Here is a 17,587-nt window from a genome sequence, read left to right on the forward strand (position 1 = left end):
GCCCCGCCCTGCTCGGGGCTTTTTTGACTAAACGACACGCGATACCCGCTTAATCTGGCAACATCTCTGGATTAACGTCCTAATTCGCGCCAGGTTTATTGACTCCGAGCACCAATTAAAATAATAATCGTTCGCATTCGCATTTGTGTCGACGGAGTCATTCATGACGTTCCCAGAAAACTGCGCTCGCCCTTCGGTCGCGAGCGGCACCTTGCTGTGTACCTTACTCGCCGGCACGCCACTCCTTGCAGCGGAAACTTCGGCGTTGCCGCTCCTAACCCATAACCTCTACCTGGATGAGTTGGTGATCACCGGTACGCGAACACCCCGCAAGGTGAGCGATACGCCGGTGCGCACCGAGGTGGTCTCCGGCGAAGACATCCGCAACACCCACGCCCACACCGTGAAAGAAGCCCTCGAGTACGCGCCCGGCGTTCTGTTGCGTGAAATCCATGGCAAAGCGGGCTACGAAGTCTGGATGCAGGGCCTCAACGCCGACCGTGTGCGGGTGTTGATCGATGGCCTGCCCATGACCGCCACCACCGGCTCATCCGTGGACGTCAGCCAACTCGACACCCTGGATATCGAACGCATCGAGATCGTGAAAGGGGCTGTGTCGGCTCAGTACGGCAGCTCGGCAATGGGCGGTGTAGTGAATATCGTCACCCGGCCGATCGATGCCGGTGTGTCCGCTCGGGCCACCGTGGATGGCGGTACTTACGGCGACCAGAACCCCAGTGGCGAGGCTCTGGATTTCGCTCGCCGCAACGGTCAGGCCAACCTCGACCTGGGTGGCGAGCATGTGCGTTACCGGCTGTCTGCAACACGGCAGGAAACCGACGGTATCGATCCCGAGCCGGAGACCTGGGCGCGCCCGGGCGATGCGATAGAACGCGCCCACGTGACCAACAGGCTGGAATGGCTACCGAGCGACGGGCACCGGATCTATGGCCAGGTGAACTATTTCCGCGAAGACGGCGTCTCCCGCTATTCGCTGGTCAATCCGGGTCGCGCTCCGGCGAAAGCGGGCAAAGACGAACTCGCCGAACGCTGGCGCGGCGCCTTGGTCGGCCAACATGTCCCCACAAGCGGTCCCCAGTGGCACTGGAGCCTGCTGCACGAGAATCTCGAAAACAACACCCGCAAGTACACCGCCGCGAGAAGCTTCGACAACCGGGACGCCACCCATACGCTCTCGCAGGCCTCCGGCTGGACCCAATTCGAACCGCTCGAAGACCACCAGTTGCAGTTGGGCACGGATCTTCGCCATACCCGTCTTGAACAATACAAGGACCGTGTTTCGGAGTTGTCCGGGGAGGAAGACGCTTCCCAGAACAGTAAGGAGCTGTGGCTGCAGGATACCTGGTTTGCCAGCCCGCACTGGGAATGGGTAGGCGGCGTGCGGTTCCAGCACGATTCCGACTTCGGCGACCACTTCGCACCCAAGGTCAATGCCCGCTACGACCTCTTCAGCGGCGACGCCGTCAATATATACCTGCGTGGCGGCTGGGGAGCGGGCTATCGGGTGCCTAACCTGAAGGAACGTCACTATTTGTTCGATCACAGCCAGCTCGGCTATATCGTCAATGGCAACCCGGACCTTGAGCCGGAAGAGTCTGACAGCTATCAGCTCGGTTGGGGTCTGACGTATCGGAATACCGCCTGGTTCGAGGTTAACGCTTTCCTCAACAACATCGACCGGTTGATCCAAACCGACGTGGACGAAGACGCCACCGCCGCGCGTGAAGACAACATTCAGGTCTTCCGTTACACCAACGTCGACCGTGCCCGCACCCAGGGTTTCGAGGTCACCGCCGGCTGGCAGTTCCGCCCGGGCTGGAAGCTCTCCGCCGGTTACACCTATCTCGACGCCGAGGACCGGGATACGGGGCAGCCACTCACCCGCCGCCCCGAGCATCAAGGCACGCTGTCCCTGGATGGCCTGACGCCGGTACCGGGCATGGCCTGGCTAGCGCGATTGCGTAGCCAGAGCGACGAGGTCGTCGACGCTAACAGCGGCCACGAATCTTCCGGCTTCACCACGATCGATCTCAAGCTTAACCAGGATCTGGGCGACAACCTGCGCCTGTTTACCGGGGTGAACAACCTTACCGATGCCCAACGCAACTTCAATGACGCCAACGACTTCGGCCCGGTCTCCGGACGTTATATCTACGCCGGCGTGACCCTGGGCTTCGGCAACCCCCTGTAACGCAACACATTAGCCAAAAACGACGCGCTTTTATAAACAACGCTCACTCAGAAGGAAAGACGCTATGATTCAGGCACGTTCCATCCTCTCCCTGGCGGTTGCCGCTATCCTCCTTGCTGGCTGCGGAGGCGGCAGCAGCAATGACATCGGCGACGACAGCGGAGAGTCCGATCAAGGTGAGTCCAGTACCGTCGACGACCAGCAGGCCGGCGTCGCCACCAAACAGCTCGATGCCAGCGATTCAGCCACGCCCGTATTTTTGAACCTGGAAACCGGCCAAACGGTGGAGCTGACCGCTGAAGAAGCCGCCACGTCGACCGCCTGGCACCTGGCGTTTCGGCGCAACAACATCCAGCTCAATAGCGGCGCTTCCGGTCCCGGCAATGTGGTCGGCGCCATCGGCGCCGGTCAGGCCGATTTCTACGACAGCAACGGCGAACCCAGTGCCAGCGTCTTCCTTAATGCGACCGCGGACAGCGAGCTCGAACACCTACTCGCGGAAATGGCCGAACCTTCGAGCTGGACACGCGACGAGCTGATCAGTGGATTCGCCGAGGACTGGTACACCTACGACGCCAGGAACGGCAATATCACGGCCAACTCAGAGGCTGGATGGCTGGTGCGTTCGGGTGAAGGCAACAGCTACGCCCGGATGCGAGTGACCTCGCTGGACTTCCCTACGCGCACAGGCGAAGGGATCAAGGCGTTCACCCTAGAGTTCGACGTGCAACCGGCCGGTGCGCTGACCTTTGCCGACAATGCCGCGCTATTTTCCGGCAGCATTCCAGCTACCGGCGGCGAAAGCTGCTTCGACTTCGACGCCAACGCCAAGGTCGCTTGCGATGACGCGGCATGGGACATCACCATCGGCTTTGCCGGTCGCGACTTTTACCTTCGCACCAACAGCGGCCCATCCGGAGAGGGCGAGGGGGGAGTTTTCGGTCCCCATATGCTGGCCGAACTGGCGAGTTACACCAACGGAACGACCTCCAACGCCGACACCGATATCTCCCACCATTACACCGCCGACTCAACCGGGGGGATTTTCGTGATGCAATCCTGGTACGCCTACAGCCTCCAGGGCGCGCACAAACTCTGGCCCAACTACCGCGTCTACCTGATCGACACCGACAGCACCAACGACACCTCGCCCGTATACGGCCTGCAGGTCATCGGTTACTACAACGACGCGGGCGCCAGCGGCTTCCCTAACGTCCGCTGGAAAACCGTCGAACTGACGGCGGCTGAATGATGACGGAGGTCGAAACCATGCAAACTGAAGCAATCGCCCCATCGTCTCTGGCCGACCGCTGGGCGGCACTACGCGCCGAAAATCCCGGTTTACGCATCCGCCAGGCAGCCCACGAACTGCAAGTGAGCGAACTAGAACTGTTACTGTGCCGCGAGCCCGAGACAGTGCAGCCATTGAAGCCGTCGTTTCCAGCCCTGCTGGAGGCCATGGACACGGTGGGCGAAGTGATGATCCTCGCCCGCAACGAATCCGTGGTGCACGAGGTGACAGGCCGCTTCAAGGAGTTCCGCACCTCCAGTTCCGGTGCCATGGGGCTTGCCCTCGGTCAAATCGACGTGCGGGTATTTTTTCGCAACTGGGCTCACGGTTTCCGCGTACAAGAACAGGTGCGTTCAGGTCAGCGGGAGAGCCTGCAGTTCTTCGACGCCCATGGCCAGGCGGTGCAGAAGATCTACCGCACGGATAACACCGACGCCACCGGCTGGCAGTCACTGCTTGACCGCTTCCTGAGCCAGAGCGACAAGACACCGGCCCTCGAGCCCCCGCGCCCGCCATTGCAACGTACTGACCGGCATACGGTGGATGTGAACGCGCTACGCCGGGACTGGGCGGCGCTCAAGGACACCCACCACTTCAACGCCCTACTCAAGCGCCACGCCACGGACCGGCTGACCGCCCTGGAACTGATCGGCGTGGAGTACGCGCAGCGACTGGACAAGGCCGCTGCAGAAAGTGCATCAGGCGTCCGCCCGTCCGTGCTTGAGCAACTGTTGCACCAAGTCAGCGCGAGCCGCTGCCCCATTATGGTTTTTGTCGGCAATCCCGGTATCGTGCAGATCTTTACCGGGCCGGTCTCGCGCGTCGTGCCCACCGGCCCTTGGATGAACATTCTAGACCCCGGTTTTAACCTGCATGCCAACGTTCGCTCGATTGACCAGTGGTGGCGCGTACGACGCCCAACGACCGATGGCGTGGTAACCTCTGTCGAGGGTTACGATGCCCAGGGCGAACTGGTGTTGACGCTGTTCGGCGAACGCAAGCCGGGGCAAGCCGAAGACGAGCGATGGCAACAGGAGGTTCAGACCTTGGAGAACGCGGCATTATGCGGTTGACGACCATCACAGGCGTGGCGCTGGCTTTACTATTCACGCTTGCCGCTGCGGCAGCCGTAGCCGGGCCACGCATCGTCAGCGCCGATGGCGCCATTACTGAAACCATCGTCGCTCTGGATGCCGCCGACCTGCTGGTGGGGGTGGATACCACTAGCCAGTATCCGCCGCAGATTATCGATAGTTTACCCAAGATCGGTTACCTGCGGGCGCTGCCGCTGGAAGGCGTGCTTTCGCTCAAGCCCAGCCGGCTGATCACCACTGAGGAAGCCGGTCCGGACGCCACTCTGGAGCGCCTCGCGGCTGCAGGCGTGGATGTGGTGGAGCTGCCGTTAGCGCGAGATGTGGAAGCCACTTTGAAGCGCATCCGGCGCGTGGGCGAACTGGTCGGACATCCAGCCGAAGCCAGACAGCTCACCACAACGATGGCGGCCGACATCGACAAGGTGAAAGCTTTCATGGCCGGCAAAACCGATGCGCGAGTGCTGATCCTACTTGCTGCAGGCGATCACGGTGTGATGCTCGCCGGCCAGGACACGGCGGCGGATGCCCTGCTCCAGGCACTCGGTCTGCGCAACGCGCTGGCAAATGTGAGTGGCTACAAACCCGCCAGCCGGGAAGCGCTGCTGGCGGCTAAACCCGACGCCATTGTCATAGCCGAAGCCCGGCCCGGTCAGTTCCGTCCCACCGACTGGCCCGCCCTGACACATTTAGATGCCTGGCAAAAAGGCCATCGGGTCACGGCCAATGCCATGCTCCTGCTGGGCTTTGGTCCGCGCTTGCCGGAAGCGATGCAGACCGTCGCTGCCATCCTCGTCAACACCGCCCCGGGAAACGATACCGCCCATGCACGCTGAGGATGTCAGGCGACTACCGGCGCCGGTGAGCTACGCCGTTTTGCTCATCATCCTGCTGGGAGCGGCCCTGCTGGCGCTTTCCAGCGGCGCCTACCCAGTCGCCATCGACGACCTGCTACGAATGTTCACCGGCAACACGCCGGACGATCCCACGGCGGAACTGGTGCTGTGGGACATCCGCATTCCCAGGCTTCTGCTGGGCTTGCTGACCGGCGCGGTACTGGCCGTGTCGGGCGCCCTGCTTCAAGGCCTGTTCCGCAATCCGCTGGCCGATCCCGGCCTGATCGGCGTTTCCAGCGGTGCGGCCCTGGCGGCGGTTGCCGTTATTGTCCTCGGCGGTAGCGGACTGGCGGGCTGGAGCGCCTTGGCCGGACGCTGGGCGTTGCCGCTGGCGGCCTTTATCGGTGGCAGCGTGACCACGTTGTTGGCCTGGCGCATCGCGCGCCGGCAGGGGCAGACCAGCGTCGCGCTGTTGCTGCTTGCCGGTATCGCCATCAATGCCATCGCCGGAGCGGGTACCGGGCTGCTGACCTTCTATGCGGACGATAACGCCTTACGTTCACTGACGTTCTGGACCATGGGCAGCCTCGCCCATGCCCGCTGGGAAGACCTGTGGCTGGCCGGCCCCTGGATGCTGGTTACTCTGATCGTCGCGCCGTTGCTGGCCCGACCGCTGGATGCCTTCCTGCTGGGCGAACCGGTGGCCGGCCATATGGGCTACTCCACCGACTGGGTCAAGCGTGGCGCCATCGTGCTGGCGGCGCTGGGCGTTGGCGCGGCGGTCGCGGTAACCGGATTGATCGGCTTTGTCGGGCTGGTCATCCCTCACCTTTTGCGACAGATTTTCGGCGCTGGGCATCGCCTTCTACTTCCCGCCTGCGCTTTGGGCGGCGGCGCGCTGCTGGTGCTGGCCGACTGCCTGGCCCGGGTTATCGTGGCACCGGCGGAACTGCCGATCGGTCTGATGATGGCATTACTGGGTGGGCCGTTTTTCCTGATGCTGCTGATGCGCAATCGATTTGTCTGAGCCAACCATGAATAAACTATCCGCTCGCCCAAACACGCAAACCGCCGAACCCATACTTCAGGTTGACCGGCTCGACATTCGCATTTCCGGCCGCCGCATCCTCGATAGCGTCCGCCTGCGACTATACTCCGGCGAACTGGTCGCCCTGCTCGGCCCCAACGGTGCCGGTAAGTCGACCCTGGTACGCGCCCTCGCCGGGGAAATCCATACGCCCGCCGAATGCATTCGATTCGCAGGCAAGGCACTCAGCCATTGGCGCCGCTCGGAGATCGCCCAACATCGGGCCGTCATGCCCCAGAAAGTCGATCTGCAATTCCCGATGACCGTCGAGGAAGTGGTGGCTTTGGGACGCCCGCGGGAAAAACCGCAGCAGCGTGCGCAGGTCGTGGGCACGCTGCTCGAACGGCTGGATATCGTTCATTTGAAATCCCGGCTGGTGCCGACCTTATCCGGCGGCGAGCAGCAACGCGTGCAACTAGCGCGGGTGCTGGCTCAGATTTGGGATCAGCCCGATCCGCACTTGCTCCTATTGGACGAGTGCACGTCCGCCCTGGACCCGGCGCACCAGCAGCTGGTATTTAGTCAGCTGCGATATCGGGCTTCAGCGGGTTATGGCTTGCTGGTCGCCGTACACGACCTGAACCTGGCCGCTCAGTACGCCGACCGTCTGGTGCTGATGAAGGATGGCCGCATAGTCTCCGAGGGAGCGCCCAGCACCGTACTGACTCCGGAAAACCTGAAAGCCGTCTACGGCCTGTCCGCCAGAGTGACGATGCTGCCGGAGGGCTATCCGCTGGTGATCCCCACGCCCCATGTTCCCCAAGCGCCAGCAGGCTGAGTCAAGCGCCGGGGCCGCACTCCAGGGCGCGGTCGATCATCTGCGGATCGATATTGAGCTTGTAATTGAGATCGCGCAAGGCGGTACGTACCCCCTCTTCGATCATCGGATGATAGAAGGGCATATCCAGCATTTCGGTCACCGTCATGTGCTTTTGAGCCGCCCAGGCCAGCAGATGGCCAATATGCTCCGCCGCAGGCCCGAACATCTCGGCGCCGAGAAACAGGCCGCTGCCACGCTCGCCATAGACCTTTAACAGGCCGCGGTTTTTGCCGATGACCCGGCTACGTCCCTGGTCCTCGAACGACACCTCGCCCACCCCGTAATACCCTTTGCAGCGCTCCTTCACCTGATCCAGAGTCAAACCCATGACGGCGATCTGAGGATCGGTGAAGACAACCGACAAGGGCGCGCGCCGCATGCCCGAGCGAATATCCGGGTAGCGCCCGGCGTTGTCACCGGCGATCCGGCCTTCGTCAGTGGCTTCATGCAAGAGCGGCACGTCCTTGTTGGCGTCGCCGGCGATAAAGATGTGGTCCTTACTGCAGCGCAGGGTGTAATGATCGAAAATGGGGGTGCCGCGCTCGTCCAGCTCGATCCCCGTGTTCTGGATGTCCAGATGATCCACGTTGGCGCGCCGGCCAGTGGCTGCCAGCAGATAATCGAAGTCTTCGCTCACCTCACTCGGCGATTTTCCCTTGGGTTTATCGGTGAACGTTACGCGAACACCTTTGTCGGTGCGCTCCACCCTATTGACTTGCGCCGAGGGATCCAGAGGGAATTCCTGATTGAAGGTCTCCAGGGCATATTGGCGGATAGCGTCATCCCGAATGCCGCCAAGATTGCCACTGACACCGAACATGCGCACACGCACGCCCAGGCGACTCAGAGCCTGGCCCAGCTCCAGGCCGATGATGCCGGGCCCGAACACCGCCACCGAATCCGGCAGATTTTCGAGTTCAAATACACTGTCGTTGACGAGCAAGCGGTCGCCGGCCACCTGGAGGAAATCGGGCACATTCGGCCGTGAGCCCGTGGCGATAACGATACGTCCGGCCTCGACTTCCAGTTTTTCATCCACCATCAGTCGATGATCGTCGATAAAGCGGGCCATGCCCTGCAGGCGATGCTCCGCCGGGAACCCGTCCACGGTTTCCAACACGCCTCCGACGAAGCGGTCGCGCTCACGACGAACACGGGCCATGACCGCCTTGCCATCGATGCTTACGTGCTCGGCATGAATACCGAACATATCGGCGCCGGCCACCTGATGAGCCACTTCGGCAGCGGCGATGAGCAGTTTACTGGGCATACAGCCGACGCGGGCGCAGGTGGTGCCATACCGCTCGCCCTCGATGACCACCAGGTTGTCCGTATGCTTGCGGGCCGCCTTGTACGCAACCATGCCGGCGGTCCCGGTGCCGATCACCGCCACATCAACCTTACGTCTTTCCATGCTGGCGTCCTCCTTAGTTAAGGCTTAAGGGGCCTCTGAATAACTCACATTAGGTGATTCCATACGCGCTTGCACGTGATCTGGAGCAGGGTCATGTTCATGCTCGCCGACAGCGTTTGCCGCGCTTATTTAGCGCAAGCATCAAGGCCTGCCCCAAACAGTTCCCCGTCTGTACCTTGACGCGCACCCTCGTTTTCCCGATGCTCGCCTTTTCAACCCGTCTGACGAGGCTGACACAATGCTCCAGTATTGGCCGGAATTCCTCACCGTTGCTCTGATTCACTTTCTCGCCGTGGCCAGTCCGGGGCCGGATTTTGCGGTGGTGCTGCGTCAGGCGATTTGCCAGAGCCGACGCAACGCCCTGCTGACCGCCACCGGCGTGGGCCTGGGCATCCTGGTGCACGTGACCTATTCCTTGTTGGGGATCGGCCTGCTCATCCAGCAATCGGTCACCTTGTTCAATATTCTCAAGGTCATCGGCGCCCTTTACCTGACCTGGATTGCGATCCAGTGTCTACGCGCCAAGCCCGGTGGCCTTCAGGTGACGGCGGATAAGGGTGCGGCACAGTCGCCGGGCAAGGCGTTCCGACTGGGGTTCTTGACCAACACCCTCAATCCCAAAGCCACGCTGTTCTTCGTGTCCCTGTTCTCGGTGGTCATCAGCCCCGGCACCCCGGTGGACGTACAAGCGTTCTACGGCCTCTACATGGCGGTGGCCACGGGCGCTTGGTTCGCTTTGGTGGCGCTCTTTTTCACCCTACCCCCAGTACGGCATGTTTTTGCCCGGTTTGGACACTGGCTAGACCGGCTGATGGGCGGCGCTCTGATGGTTCTTGCGGGACGTTTGCTGTTCTCCGTCGCTGGCTCGGATTCTACGCGTTAACACGCGTAACGGACGGGGACGGATTTGTCGGTCACAGGGCCGGGCCTTGGCCTGACCCTCTCGTCATGGAGAGTCAGGCATCGGAAGGGGCTCGGTTGCTGGATAATACAATGCAGCGGTCGGCGGAGACGGTGGGACGGTTTCGGGATGGGCGTGTGATTGCGCCTACGGATTCCGCCCTGTGGCCGCCAGCGATTTCAGCAAGACCTCCGTCTGCTTCCAGCCCAAGCACGGGTCGGTAATTGACTGCCCGTAGACCAGGTCCTCTCCATCATTCTGGCGACCTTTTTCCAGGAAGCTTTCCAGCATGATCGCGCGGATACTCCGGTTTCCGGCGCAGCGCTGAGCCATGACGTGGTGAGCGATATCCAACTGGCGCTCGGCCTGTTTGCAGGCGTTGTCGTGGCTGCAGTCCACCATCACCGCCGGGTTCATGCCCGCGTTGCGCAGAGCGTCGGTGGCTTCGCCGATACTTTGGCGATCGTAGTTGGTCACGCCGCGGCCACCGCGCAAGACAAGATGCACATCCGGGTTGCCGGGCGTCGAGATCATTGCTGGGGAACCCTCGATATCCGTGCCCAATCGATGATGGGTGTGGGCAGCGGACTGCATCGCGTTGATCGCCATGCCCACGCTGCCGTCCGTGCCGTTCTTGAAACCGACCGGCATATCCAGGCCGCTGGCCATTTCCCGGTGAACCTGAGATTCGGTAGTGCGGGCGCCGATAGCGGTCCAGCTCACCAGGTCGTCCAGGTAGCTGAACGCCACCGGGTTCAATGCTTCGGTGGCAATCGGCAGACCCAGCTTGGCCAGGTTCAGCATCAGCCGGCGCGAACGCACCAACCCCTGCGCCAGATCGCCCTCGCCGGTGCGCTCCGGATCATATAGCAGCCCCTTCCAGCCGACCGTCGTGCGCGGCTTCTCGACGTAGGCGCGCATCACCACCACGCACTGATCGCTGATCTCTTCCGCCAGCCGCGCCAGCCGCTCGCCGTATTCCAGAGCGGCCACTTCGTCATGCACGGAACAGGGACCAATGACCACCAGCATACGGGGATCGGTGCCGTTCAGAACCTGGCGCACGGTGTCGCGCTGCTGGACAATCTGGCGCGCCAAGTCGGCGCTGAGCGGGAGCTCGTGGCGCAGTTGCGCCGGGGTGGGCAGTTTGACGACGCTGCCAGTGGCACTTTCGGGGACCACAGTCGATCGCTCATCGTGAAGGGACTGGGCAGCGGATGTGAGTTGCATGTTCATCATGAGTACTCCGGCAATGTAAAAACGTGATGGCAATAGTCAGAAAATTCGAAATCGATATCGAAGATGACCGCAGGGGCTGACGCTCAATAACGCCAGCCGCTGATAAATCGCCAACCGTTCTGGCCAGAGAGCCTTAGGCTGCGTTGAAGCGGGTTTTTTGCTTGAGACTCGCTACTCATGGTTTTGTCCTTGCACTCTTTCTCAGTTCCGAAACTAAAAAGCCCCGAGGGCTGGCTGCCGATCGGGGCTTTTAGTCCGGTGGCAGCCTGGGTTTCCGCCGGGCCGCCTTCTGAATCTGGTGAAGGTTTCTACGCGTGGCCCGACCTCTGGCTAAAATAAAAGCCATAGGCATGCCACCAAAAAGACACAGACGCGATGCCGCCAGCCAGCGCACCAGCAGCGACAGCGACAGCGACAGCGACAGCGACAGCGACAGAGTTAAATTGACAGGCGTCGTGTGAGATATTCATGCTCTGAATCATAGCGCAGTCTGACTGCATTGCAACCATCGGAGAGGATTGGATGAGCAAACACAGGCGTACCTCGTACGGACCGCTGACCCTGATTTTCCTGATGATGGCCCAGGTGGCCCTGGCTGCGGCGGAGGTTCGAACGTTCCCCCTCAATAACCGTCCCGCCCAGGATATCGCGGCCCAGCTCCACCAGCTCTACCCCAACAATGAGCTGAACACCACCGCTCAAGGCCAAACCTTGGTGGTACGCGCAGAACCCCGGATTCTCAATGAAGTGGAACAACTCATCGGCACCATGGATGTAGCGCAGGCCCAGCTGCGCATTACCGTACGCAGTGGCAGTACCGGTGCCAGTGAACGGCAGGGCGGAGGTGTCTCGATCAATAACGGTAACGTGAGTGTTCAGGGTGAGCGCAAAGTCATCACCACGCGGCGCAACCAAGTGCAAACCCTGACGGTGCAGGATGGCCAGTCGGCCCATATCAAGTCCGGCCAGGTGCGCGCCTTACCCATTGCCATCCAGGGTGGCCGTAACCCGGCGGCGATCATCCAGCAGGTGGATATCAGCAGCGGCTTCCTGATCACACCTCAGGTGATTTCCGAACGGCAGGTGGAGTTGCAGATCATGGCCTTCGACAATATCCCCCAGGGCGACCTGCCAGCCGGCTACGAGACGGAGGCGGTGATGACGATTCGCCGCATTGAGCCTGGAGAGTGGGTCACGCTTGGCGCCACCGAAACCCGTCAAGCCGGCAACCAGAGCGGTATCACTTACGAGGTGGGCGGCAATAGCCAGCGTTCGCAGAGCTTCGACGTCAAAATCGAGGTCATGTAACTCAGGCCTGACGCCGGTTTCCCAATAGTGTCGTCTTGGCTTCGTTGATCTGTGCCGCCAGGAAATCGTTGCCTCCGCGATCAGGATGGACTTTCTGCATCAACCTGCGGTGGGCGGCCACAATCTCGTCCTGCGAGGCCTCGGCGCCGACACCCAGTATATTGCGCGCCTCGTCCTGACTCATGCGGTTAATGCTCGCACCGGCATGCTGACGGTGACCGGCGTCGGCCTGATCCTGCTGGCGCTGCTGATCCGCGCCCTGCCCTTTGTAGTCCCGGTAAAGTCGATTGATCAGCGGCAGATACCGAACGAGTGCCGGTAGCTTGCGCAGTAGCGGGAGCAGTGCAGCGCCCGCGGCCACGAGCACATGAATGCGCCCGGTGAGCAGGAGCAGCAGGATAAACAGTAAGAACCCGCCCGCCAAGCCGCGGAACAGATAGGCCTTCCTCTTAGGTTCCGGCAACTGCGACCAGGCGCGCAAAATATAGAACAGCGCGATGGTCAGACCGATTCCGAGAATCCAGTGCATGATTCAGCACACTCCACCAAAACTTAATACGTCACCGAAACTAGTGTCCCTTAACACCAGTCAGGCGCAGCAAAAATACCCCGGCACCATGAAACGCGCCTTTGCGATCATCAGCGCCAGCCATCCCGTCACAATGCCAATACGGTATGATGCCATGAGCATACAGCAAGCGCCCGGCTTTGCTATGCTTGCCGGGCTTCCGAAGATCAGGACCGCTCACCATGAGTTACAACTTACCCGCCGATGCCGCCATCGCATTCCAGGGCCATCGCGGCGCCTATTCCCACCTGGCGTGTCAGAAGATGTTCCCCGATCACGCCGTCCAGCCCTGCACCAGCTTTATCGATGCCATGCGGGCGGTGGAAAACGGCATGGCGGCGCGGGCGATGATTCCATTGGAAAACTCCACGGCGGGCCGGGTCGAGGAGATCTACCGGCTGATCCCGGAACTCAAGTTGCATCTGGTTGGCGAACATTTCGAACCGGTGGATCACTGCCTCATGGCCAGGCCCGGCACCGGCATCGACGCTCTGAAGACCGTCGCCTCCCACCCCCAGGCACTGGCCCAATGTGCGCGTCACATCGAATCGCTGGGCCTGAATGCCCAAGCGATGCTGGACACTGCCGGCGCCGCCCTCGCCGTCAGTGAAAGCAGCGATCCGACCCGCGGCGCCATCGCCTCGCGACTGGCGGCGGAACTCTACGGGCTCGACATCCTCCATGACCAGTTTCAGGATGTGAAGGGCAACACCACCCGCTTCATCATCCTGTCTGGCACGGAGATCCTGCCGGAGTTCCAGCCGGATCGGGCTTACATTACCTCGATCGTGTTCCGCGTACGCAATATCCCGGCCGCGCTTTATAAGGCGCTGGGCGGGTTTGCCACCAACGGCGTCAACATGGTGAAGCTGGAAAGTTACATTCTCGGCAGTCGCCTCAGCGCCAGTCAATTCCACGTGGATATCGAAGGGCATGTCGACCAGCGACCATTACAGTTGGCGATTGAGGAGCTGGGTTTCTTCGCTGAAGACCTGCGCATCCTGGGCACTTACGAGGCCCATCCGTTCCGTGCCAGCCACCAGTTCAGGGATTAACCGTGACTTTAGGTCAACTCTTCTTACTCTTCCTGATCGTCTTTGGCGCCTGGTATTGGTGGCGAGCGAAGGAGATCAAGGATACCGTGCTTCAGTCCGTCAAGCAGTATTGCAAAACCATGGATGTGATGCTGCTGGACGATGCCATCTACCTGCGAGGCGTCTGGTTCAAACGTGACCCGGAAGGCCAGCTCCGGGTCTGGCGGCGTTTCCTGTTCGAGTTCACCGCCACCGGCGAGGAACGCTACACCGGCCGCGCCATCCTGCTGGGCAAGCATATCGAACATATCCAGCTGGACGCCCATCGCATGCCGCCCAGCAACCTGCACTGAACGACCGCTTTCGACTGCCATCCCACGATTACTAATAATGCCGGAGGGCCGGTCGCCACGACGATCTCGAGACCGGCAAAACCTGTCCCTTGCCCGGGGGGCAGCAGATACCGCATAGTTGGGGTATGCCTGAGAGCCTCTCTTGGCGATTCTGGACACTTCCACGGCAACGGGCTCCGTCCACCGTCACCCGCCTGCCCGATGTGACATCACGACACAGGGAGCGAGCATGAGCGATAAAGCACCGATCAAGGGTTCGGATCTGTTCATCAAAGCACTGGAAAAGGAAGGCGTCGAATATATCTTTGCCGTGCCCGGTGAGGAAAACCTGGATCTGCTCGAGTCCATCCGTAATTCGAGCATCCATCTGATCGTCAACCGCCATGAGCAGGCTGCCGGTTTTATGGCGGCTACCTATGGCCGGCTAACAGGCAAGGTCGGCGTTTGCCTATCCACCCTGGGCCCGGGCGCCACCAACTTGATGACCGCCGCCGCCTACGCCCAGCTCGGGGCCATGCCGATGCTGATGATCTCGGGCCAAAAGCCGATTAAATCGTCCAAGCAGGGCTTGTTTCAAATCATTGATACCGTTGACTTGATGCGCCCGCTGACCAAGTACACACGGCAGATCAACAACGCCAACACCATTCCCGCCAAGCTGCGCGAAGCCGTGCGGCTAGCGACGGAGGAGCGCCCTGGCGCGGTCCACCTGGAGCTGCCTGAAGATATCGCGTCAGAGATGGCAGACTCCGATACCCATATTTTCGAACCCAGCGACGCCCGCCGCCCGTCCGCCAGCCTCAAGAGCCTCGATCAGGCCTGCAAGCTGATCCGCGAAGCGAAGCATCCGCTGATCATGATCGGCGCCGGCGCCAACCGGAAGCGTATCTCCAAGGCCCTCATTCGATTCGTGGAATCCACCGGTATCCCGTTCTTCACCACACAGATGGGCAAGGGCGTCGTGGATGAGCGGCATCCGCGCTATCTCGGCAGCGCCGCCCTGTCCGACGGCGACTTTGTACACTGCGCGATCGACCATGCGGACCTGGTCGTCAACGTCGGGCATGACGTGGTGGAGAAACCGCCGTTCTTCATGACACCCGGTGGCAAGCGGGTAATTCACGTTAATTTCAGCCCAGCCGATGTCGATCCGGTGTATTTCCCTCACCTGGAGGTGGTTGGCGACGTCGCCAATAGTGTTGAATGGCTCGCCGAGCATTGCGGCTCCTGTGAAAGCCATGACTTCGACGAGTTCATGCGCGTCAAGAAATCGGTTGAGAAACACCTGACCGAAAGAGTCAACGACGACCGCTTCCCCATTATTCCCCAACGCATTGTGGCTGATGTGCGTTCGGTAATGCCCGACGACGGCATCATTGCGCTGGACAACGGCATGTACAAAATCTGGTTTGCGCGCAACTACAAGGCCTACGACAACAACACCGTGTTGCTGGATAACGCCCTGGCTTCCATGGGCGCGGGTTTGCCCAGCGCTATGGCGGCCGCCATGCTCTATCCGCACCAGCGGATCATGGCCATCTGCGGTGACGGCGGCTTCATGATGAACAGCCAGGAACTTGAGACGGCGGTGCGCCTCAAGCTTAACCTGGTGGTCATGATCATCAACGATAACGCCTACGGAATGATCAAGTGGAAGCAGAAACAGGATGGTTTCGAGATCTTCGGCCTGGACTACGGCAACCCGGATTTCGTGCGCTATGCCGAAGCCTACGGCGCCCAGGGGCACAGCGTAGAATCCGCCGCCGAGCTGGCGCCAACACTGGCAAAAGCCCTCGAGGCCGGTGGCGTGCATGTCGTCAGCGTCCCCGTCGATTACAGCGAGAATGACCGGGTATTCAACCAGGAACTGGGTGACATGACGTGTTCGCGTTAACGGGCACGTTGAACCCAAGCGCAAACCGGACTTCGGCAATCACCTACTTGGGAACAGCCCCTCTGGGAGCGCGATTTCCTATACTGGCCATGACGCCCCGGACACTTTCTGCTGGAGAGTCTCGTGGCAAGAAGCTCTCGGGCGAGACTCCTGTCCCACCGATCAGCCGGTCCGGGCTGGCGTTTTTTCAGAAACAGCCAACATAGACTGGAGCCATGGACATACAAACCGACCACCGTTATGCAATTAACCTCAACGTTCGCGGCATCCAGCCATCCGCGACCCTCCGCATCAATGAACTGAGTAATCAGCTTCGGCTCGAAGGTCGCGACATCATCAAGCTCGGCTTGGGCCAGTCCCCTTTCCCGGTGCCCGAGCGCGTGACTGAAGCCCTACGCCAGCATGCGCATCAGAAAGACTATCTGCCGGTTAAAGGGCTGAAGGTCCTGCGCGAAGCCATTTCGGGTTACATGAATCGCTCCCAGCGAACCCGCACCAGCTGGGAAGACGTGCTGATCGGGCCCGGCTCCAAAGAATTGTTATTTATCCTGCAACTCGCCTACTACGGCGACCTGCTGATCCCCCGGCCAAGTTGGGTCTCCTACGCGCCACAGGCGCGCATCATCGGACGCTCGGTCCACTGGCTGCCTACCCACGCTGAAAACAACTGGCAACTGACTGCCGAAGAATTGGATATCTTCTGCCGGGACGATCCGACCCGTCCGCGCATTTTGATCCTCAACTACCCATCCAACCCGACCGGCTGTACCTATACCGACGACCAGCTTCTGGCCATCGCCAATGTGGCCCGTAAATACGGCTTGATCCTGCTCTCGGACGAAATTTATGGGGAAGTGCATTTCGAGGGCCAGCACAAATCCATCGCCCGCTACTATCCTGAAGGCACGATTATCAGCACCGGTTTAAGCAAGTGGGCCGGCGCGGGCGGCTGGCGGCTCGGCTGCTTTATCTTCCCGCAGGAACTGCGTCCGCTGCAGGATGCCATGGCGATTATTGCCAGCGAGACCTATACCGCCACCAGCGCGCCAATCCAGCACGCGGCGGTGACCGCTTTCGAAGGCGGCGAGGATATCGACGAATATCTACACCAGTCGCGCCGGATCCTGAAGGTGCTGGGCGAATACCTGCACCGCCGGCTGGAAGACATGAGCATCTGGAGTCAGCGGCCCCAGGGCGGGTTCTATCTGTTCCCGGACTTCTGCGACTACCAGGACGCCTTGGCCAAGCGCGACATCAAGACCAGCCCCGCCCTGTGCAAGGCATTGTTGGAAGACACCGGCATCGCCATCCTGCCAGCCAGCGACTTCGGCTTCGTGCCGGACAAACTCAGCGCCCGCCTGGCTTTCGTCGACTTCGACGGCACTGAAGCTATCGCCCTGGCTGCCAGCGACTTCGCCGACCGCACGCTGGACGATACGTTCATCGATCAAGCCTGCCCACGCCTGAAGCTGGCCATGGATAAATTGCAGCAGTGGTTGAAAAGCCTCTGACCCCGGCACACCAGCCCCGCGCTTTCGC

The 17,587-nt window shown here is 61.0% G+C and carries 15 protein-coding genes; 12 read left to right on the top strand and 3 right to left on the bottom strand.

Going from position 1 to position 17,587, the window contains the following annotated elements:
• Positions 1–163 precede the first annotated feature (163 nt).
• From FXO11_RS18230 to FXO11_RS18255, 6 genes are all read left to right on the top strand, one after another.
• Positions 164–2,212 carry a TonB-dependent receptor plug domain-containing protein gene (locus tag FXO11_RS18230; protein ID WP_148864365.1) on the top strand — a complete coding sequence of 683 codons (2,049 nt, stop codon included), beginning with the start codon at positions 164–166 and terminating at the stop codon, positions 2,210–2,212.
• 64 nt (positions 2,213–2,276) lie between these two features.
• The gene (locus FXO11_RS18235; protein ID WP_148864366.1) at positions 2,277–3,464 is read left to right on the top strand and encodes an HmuY family protein; all 1,188 of its coding nucleotides are present in this window, start codon (positions 2,277–2,279) and stop codon (positions 3,462–3,464) included.
• Positions 3,465–3,481: 17 nt separating this feature from the next.
• Positions 3,482–4,576 carry a hemin-degrading factor gene (locus tag FXO11_RS18240; RefSeq protein WP_148864367.1) on the top strand — a complete coding sequence of 365 codons (1,095 nt, stop codon included), beginning with the start codon at positions 3,482–3,484 and terminating at the stop codon, positions 4,574–4,576.
• The gene (locus FXO11_RS18245; protein WP_148864368.1) at positions 4,567–5,430 is read left to right on the top strand and encodes a heme/hemin ABC transporter substrate-binding protein; all 864 of its coding nucleotides are present in this window, start codon (positions 4,567–4,569) and stop codon (positions 5,428–5,430) included. Before FXO11_RS18240 ends, FXO11_RS18245 begins: the two co-directional genes overlap by 10 nt.
• Complete coding sequence (locus FXO11_RS18250) at positions 5,420–6,457, top strand: FecCD family ABC transporter permease (RefSeq protein ID WP_148864369.1); 1,038 nt, start codon at positions 5,420–5,422, stop codon at positions 6,455–6,457. The genes FXO11_RS18245 and FXO11_RS18250 overlap by 11 nt, the downstream gene beginning before the upstream one ends.
• A 7-nt stretch (positions 6,458–6,464) precedes the next feature.
• A complete protein-coding gene (locus FXO11_RS18255) occupies positions 6,465–7,295 on the top strand; it encodes a heme ABC transporter ATP-binding protein (RefSeq protein ID WP_148864370.1) in 831 nt (276 codons plus the stop codon).
• 1 nt (position 7,296) lies between these two features.
• On the opposite strand, the gene FXO11_RS18260 is transcribed toward FXO11_RS18255, so the two are convergent.
• Positions 7,297–8,751 carry a dihydrolipoyl dehydrogenase gene (locus tag FXO11_RS18260; protein ID WP_148864371.1) on the bottom strand — a complete coding sequence of 485 codons (1,455 nt, stop codon included), beginning with the start codon at positions 8,749–8,751 and terminating at the stop codon, positions 7,297–7,299.
• A 238-nt stretch (positions 8,752–8,989) separates the two neighbouring features.
• Here FXO11_RS18260 and FXO11_RS18265 point away from each other — a divergent pair, with 238 nt between their 5' ends.
• The gene (locus FXO11_RS18265) at positions 8,990–9,634 is read left to right on the top strand and encodes a LysE family translocator (protein WP_148864372.1); all 645 of its coding nucleotides are present in this window, start codon (positions 8,990–8,992) and stop codon (positions 9,632–9,634) included.
• Between the two features lie 165 nt (positions 9,635–9,799).
• On the opposite strand, the gene FXO11_RS18270 is transcribed toward FXO11_RS18265, so the two are convergent.
• Positions 9,800–10,888 carry a 3-deoxy-7-phosphoheptulonate synthase gene (locus FXO11_RS18270; RefSeq protein WP_148864979.1) on the bottom strand — a complete coding sequence of 363 codons (1,089 nt, stop codon included), beginning with the start codon at positions 10,886–10,888 and terminating at the stop codon, positions 9,800–9,802.
• A 525-nt stretch (positions 10,889–11,413) separates the two neighbouring features.
• Between FXO11_RS18270 and FXO11_RS18275 the strand changes: the two genes are divergently transcribed.
• The gene (locus FXO11_RS18275) at positions 11,414–12,199 is read left to right on the top strand and encodes a secretin N-terminal domain-containing protein (protein ID WP_148864373.1); all 786 of its coding nucleotides are present in this window, start codon (positions 11,414–11,416) and stop codon (positions 12,197–12,199) included.
• 1 nt (position 12,200) lies between these two features.
• Here the strand turns inward: FXO11_RS18275 and FXO11_RS18280 are convergent, their stop codons facing one another.
• Positions 12,201–12,728 (bottom strand): DnaJ domain-containing protein, encoded by a 528-nt coding sequence (locus tag FXO11_RS18280; protein ID WP_148864374.1) that lies wholly within the window; start codon positions 12,726–12,728, stop codon positions 12,201–12,203.
• Positions 12,729–12,949: 221 nt separating this feature from the next.
• Here FXO11_RS18280 and FXO11_RS18285 point away from each other — a divergent pair, with 221 nt between their 5' ends.
• The 4 genes from FXO11_RS18285 to FXO11_RS18300 all read left to right on the top strand — a co-directional run bounded on the left by FXO11_RS18285 (position 12,950) and on the right by FXO11_RS18300 (position 17,559).
• Positions 12,950–13,822: a prephenate dehydratase gene (locus tag FXO11_RS18285; protein WP_148864375.1), complete on the top strand. Its 873-nt coding sequence runs from the start codon at positions 12,950–12,952 to the stop codon at positions 13,820–13,822.
• Between the two features lie 2 nt (positions 13,823–13,824).
• Positions 13,825–14,154 carry a DUF3301 domain-containing protein gene (locus FXO11_RS18290; protein WP_148864376.1) on the top strand — a complete coding sequence of 110 codons (330 nt, stop codon included), beginning with the start codon at positions 13,825–13,827 and terminating at the stop codon, positions 14,152–14,154.
• Between the two features lie 229 nt (positions 14,155–14,383).
• The gene (locus tag FXO11_RS18295) at positions 14,384–16,048 is read left to right on the top strand and encodes an acetolactate synthase large subunit (RefSeq protein ID WP_148864377.1); all 1,665 of its coding nucleotides are present in this window, start codon (positions 14,384–14,386) and stop codon (positions 16,046–16,048) included.
• A 215-nt stretch (positions 16,049–16,263) separates the two neighbouring features.
• Entirely contained in the window at positions 16,264–17,559 is a 1,296-nt protein-coding gene (locus FXO11_RS18300; RefSeq protein WP_148864378.1) for a pyridoxal phosphate-dependent aminotransferase, read from the top strand.
• The last annotated feature ends 28 nt before the right edge of the window (positions 17,560–17,587 follow it).

Origin of the sequence: Marinobacter fonticola (genome assembly GCF_008122265.1) — a bacterium.
GTDB classification, from domain to species: Bacteria; Pseudomonadota; Gammaproteobacteria; order Pseudomonadales; family Oleiphilaceae; genus Marinobacter_A; species Marinobacter_A fonticola.

What these genes read in the sequence shown, in the direction of transcription:
- FXO11_RS18230 (WP_148864365.1), top strand. Translation starts at nt 164, where the DNA reads ATGACGTTCCCAGAAAACTGCGCTCGCCCTTCGGTCGCGAGCGGCACC.
- FXO11_RS18235 (WP_148864366.1), top strand. Translation starts at nt 2,277, where the DNA reads ATGATTCAGGCACGTTCCATCCTCTCCCTGGCGGTTGCCGCTATCCTC.
- FXO11_RS18240 (WP_148864367.1), top strand. Translation starts at nt 3,482, where the DNA reads ATGCAAACTGAAGCAATCGCCCCATCGTCTCTGGCCGACCGCTGGGCG.
- FXO11_RS18245 (WP_148864368.1), top strand. Translation starts at nt 4,567, where the DNA reads ATGCGGTTGACGACCATCACAGGCGTGGCGCTGGCTTTACTATTCACG.
- FXO11_RS18250 (WP_148864369.1), top strand. Translation starts at nt 5,420, where the DNA reads ATGCACGCTGAGGATGTCAGGCGACTACCGGCGCCGGTGAGCTACGCC.
- FXO11_RS18255 (WP_148864370.1), top strand. Translation starts at nt 6,465, where the DNA reads ATGAATAAACTATCCGCTCGCCCAAACACGCAAACCGCCGAACCCATA.
- FXO11_RS18260 (WP_148864371.1), bottom strand. Translation starts at nt 8,751, where the DNA reads ATGGAAAGACGTAAGGTTGATGTGGCGGTGATCGGCACCGGGACCGCC.
- FXO11_RS18265 (WP_148864372.1), top strand. Translation starts at nt 8,990, where the DNA reads ATGCTCCAGTATTGGCCGGAATTCCTCACCGTTGCTCTGATTCACTTT.
- FXO11_RS18270 (WP_148864979.1), bottom strand. Translation starts at nt 10,888, where the DNA reads ATGAACATGCAACTCACATCCGCTGCCCAGTCCCTTCACGATGAGCGA.
- FXO11_RS18275 (WP_148864373.1), top strand. Translation starts at nt 11,414, where the DNA reads ATGAGCAAACACAGGCGTACCTCGTACGGACCGCTGACCCTGATTTTC.
- FXO11_RS18280 (WP_148864374.1), bottom strand. Translation starts at nt 12,728, where the DNA reads ATGCACTGGATTCTCGGAATCGGTCTGACCATCGCGCTGTTCTATATT.
- FXO11_RS18285 (WP_148864375.1), top strand. Translation starts at nt 12,950, where the DNA reads ATGAGTTACAACTTACCCGCCGATGCCGCCATCGCATTCCAGGGCCAT.
- FXO11_RS18295 (WP_148864377.1), top strand. Translation starts at nt 14,384, where the DNA reads ATGAGCGATAAAGCACCGATCAAGGGTTCGGATCTGTTCATCAAAGCA.
- FXO11_RS18300 (WP_148864378.1), top strand. Translation starts at nt 16,264, where the DNA reads ATGGACATACAAACCGACCACCGTTATGCAATTAACCTCAACGTTCGC.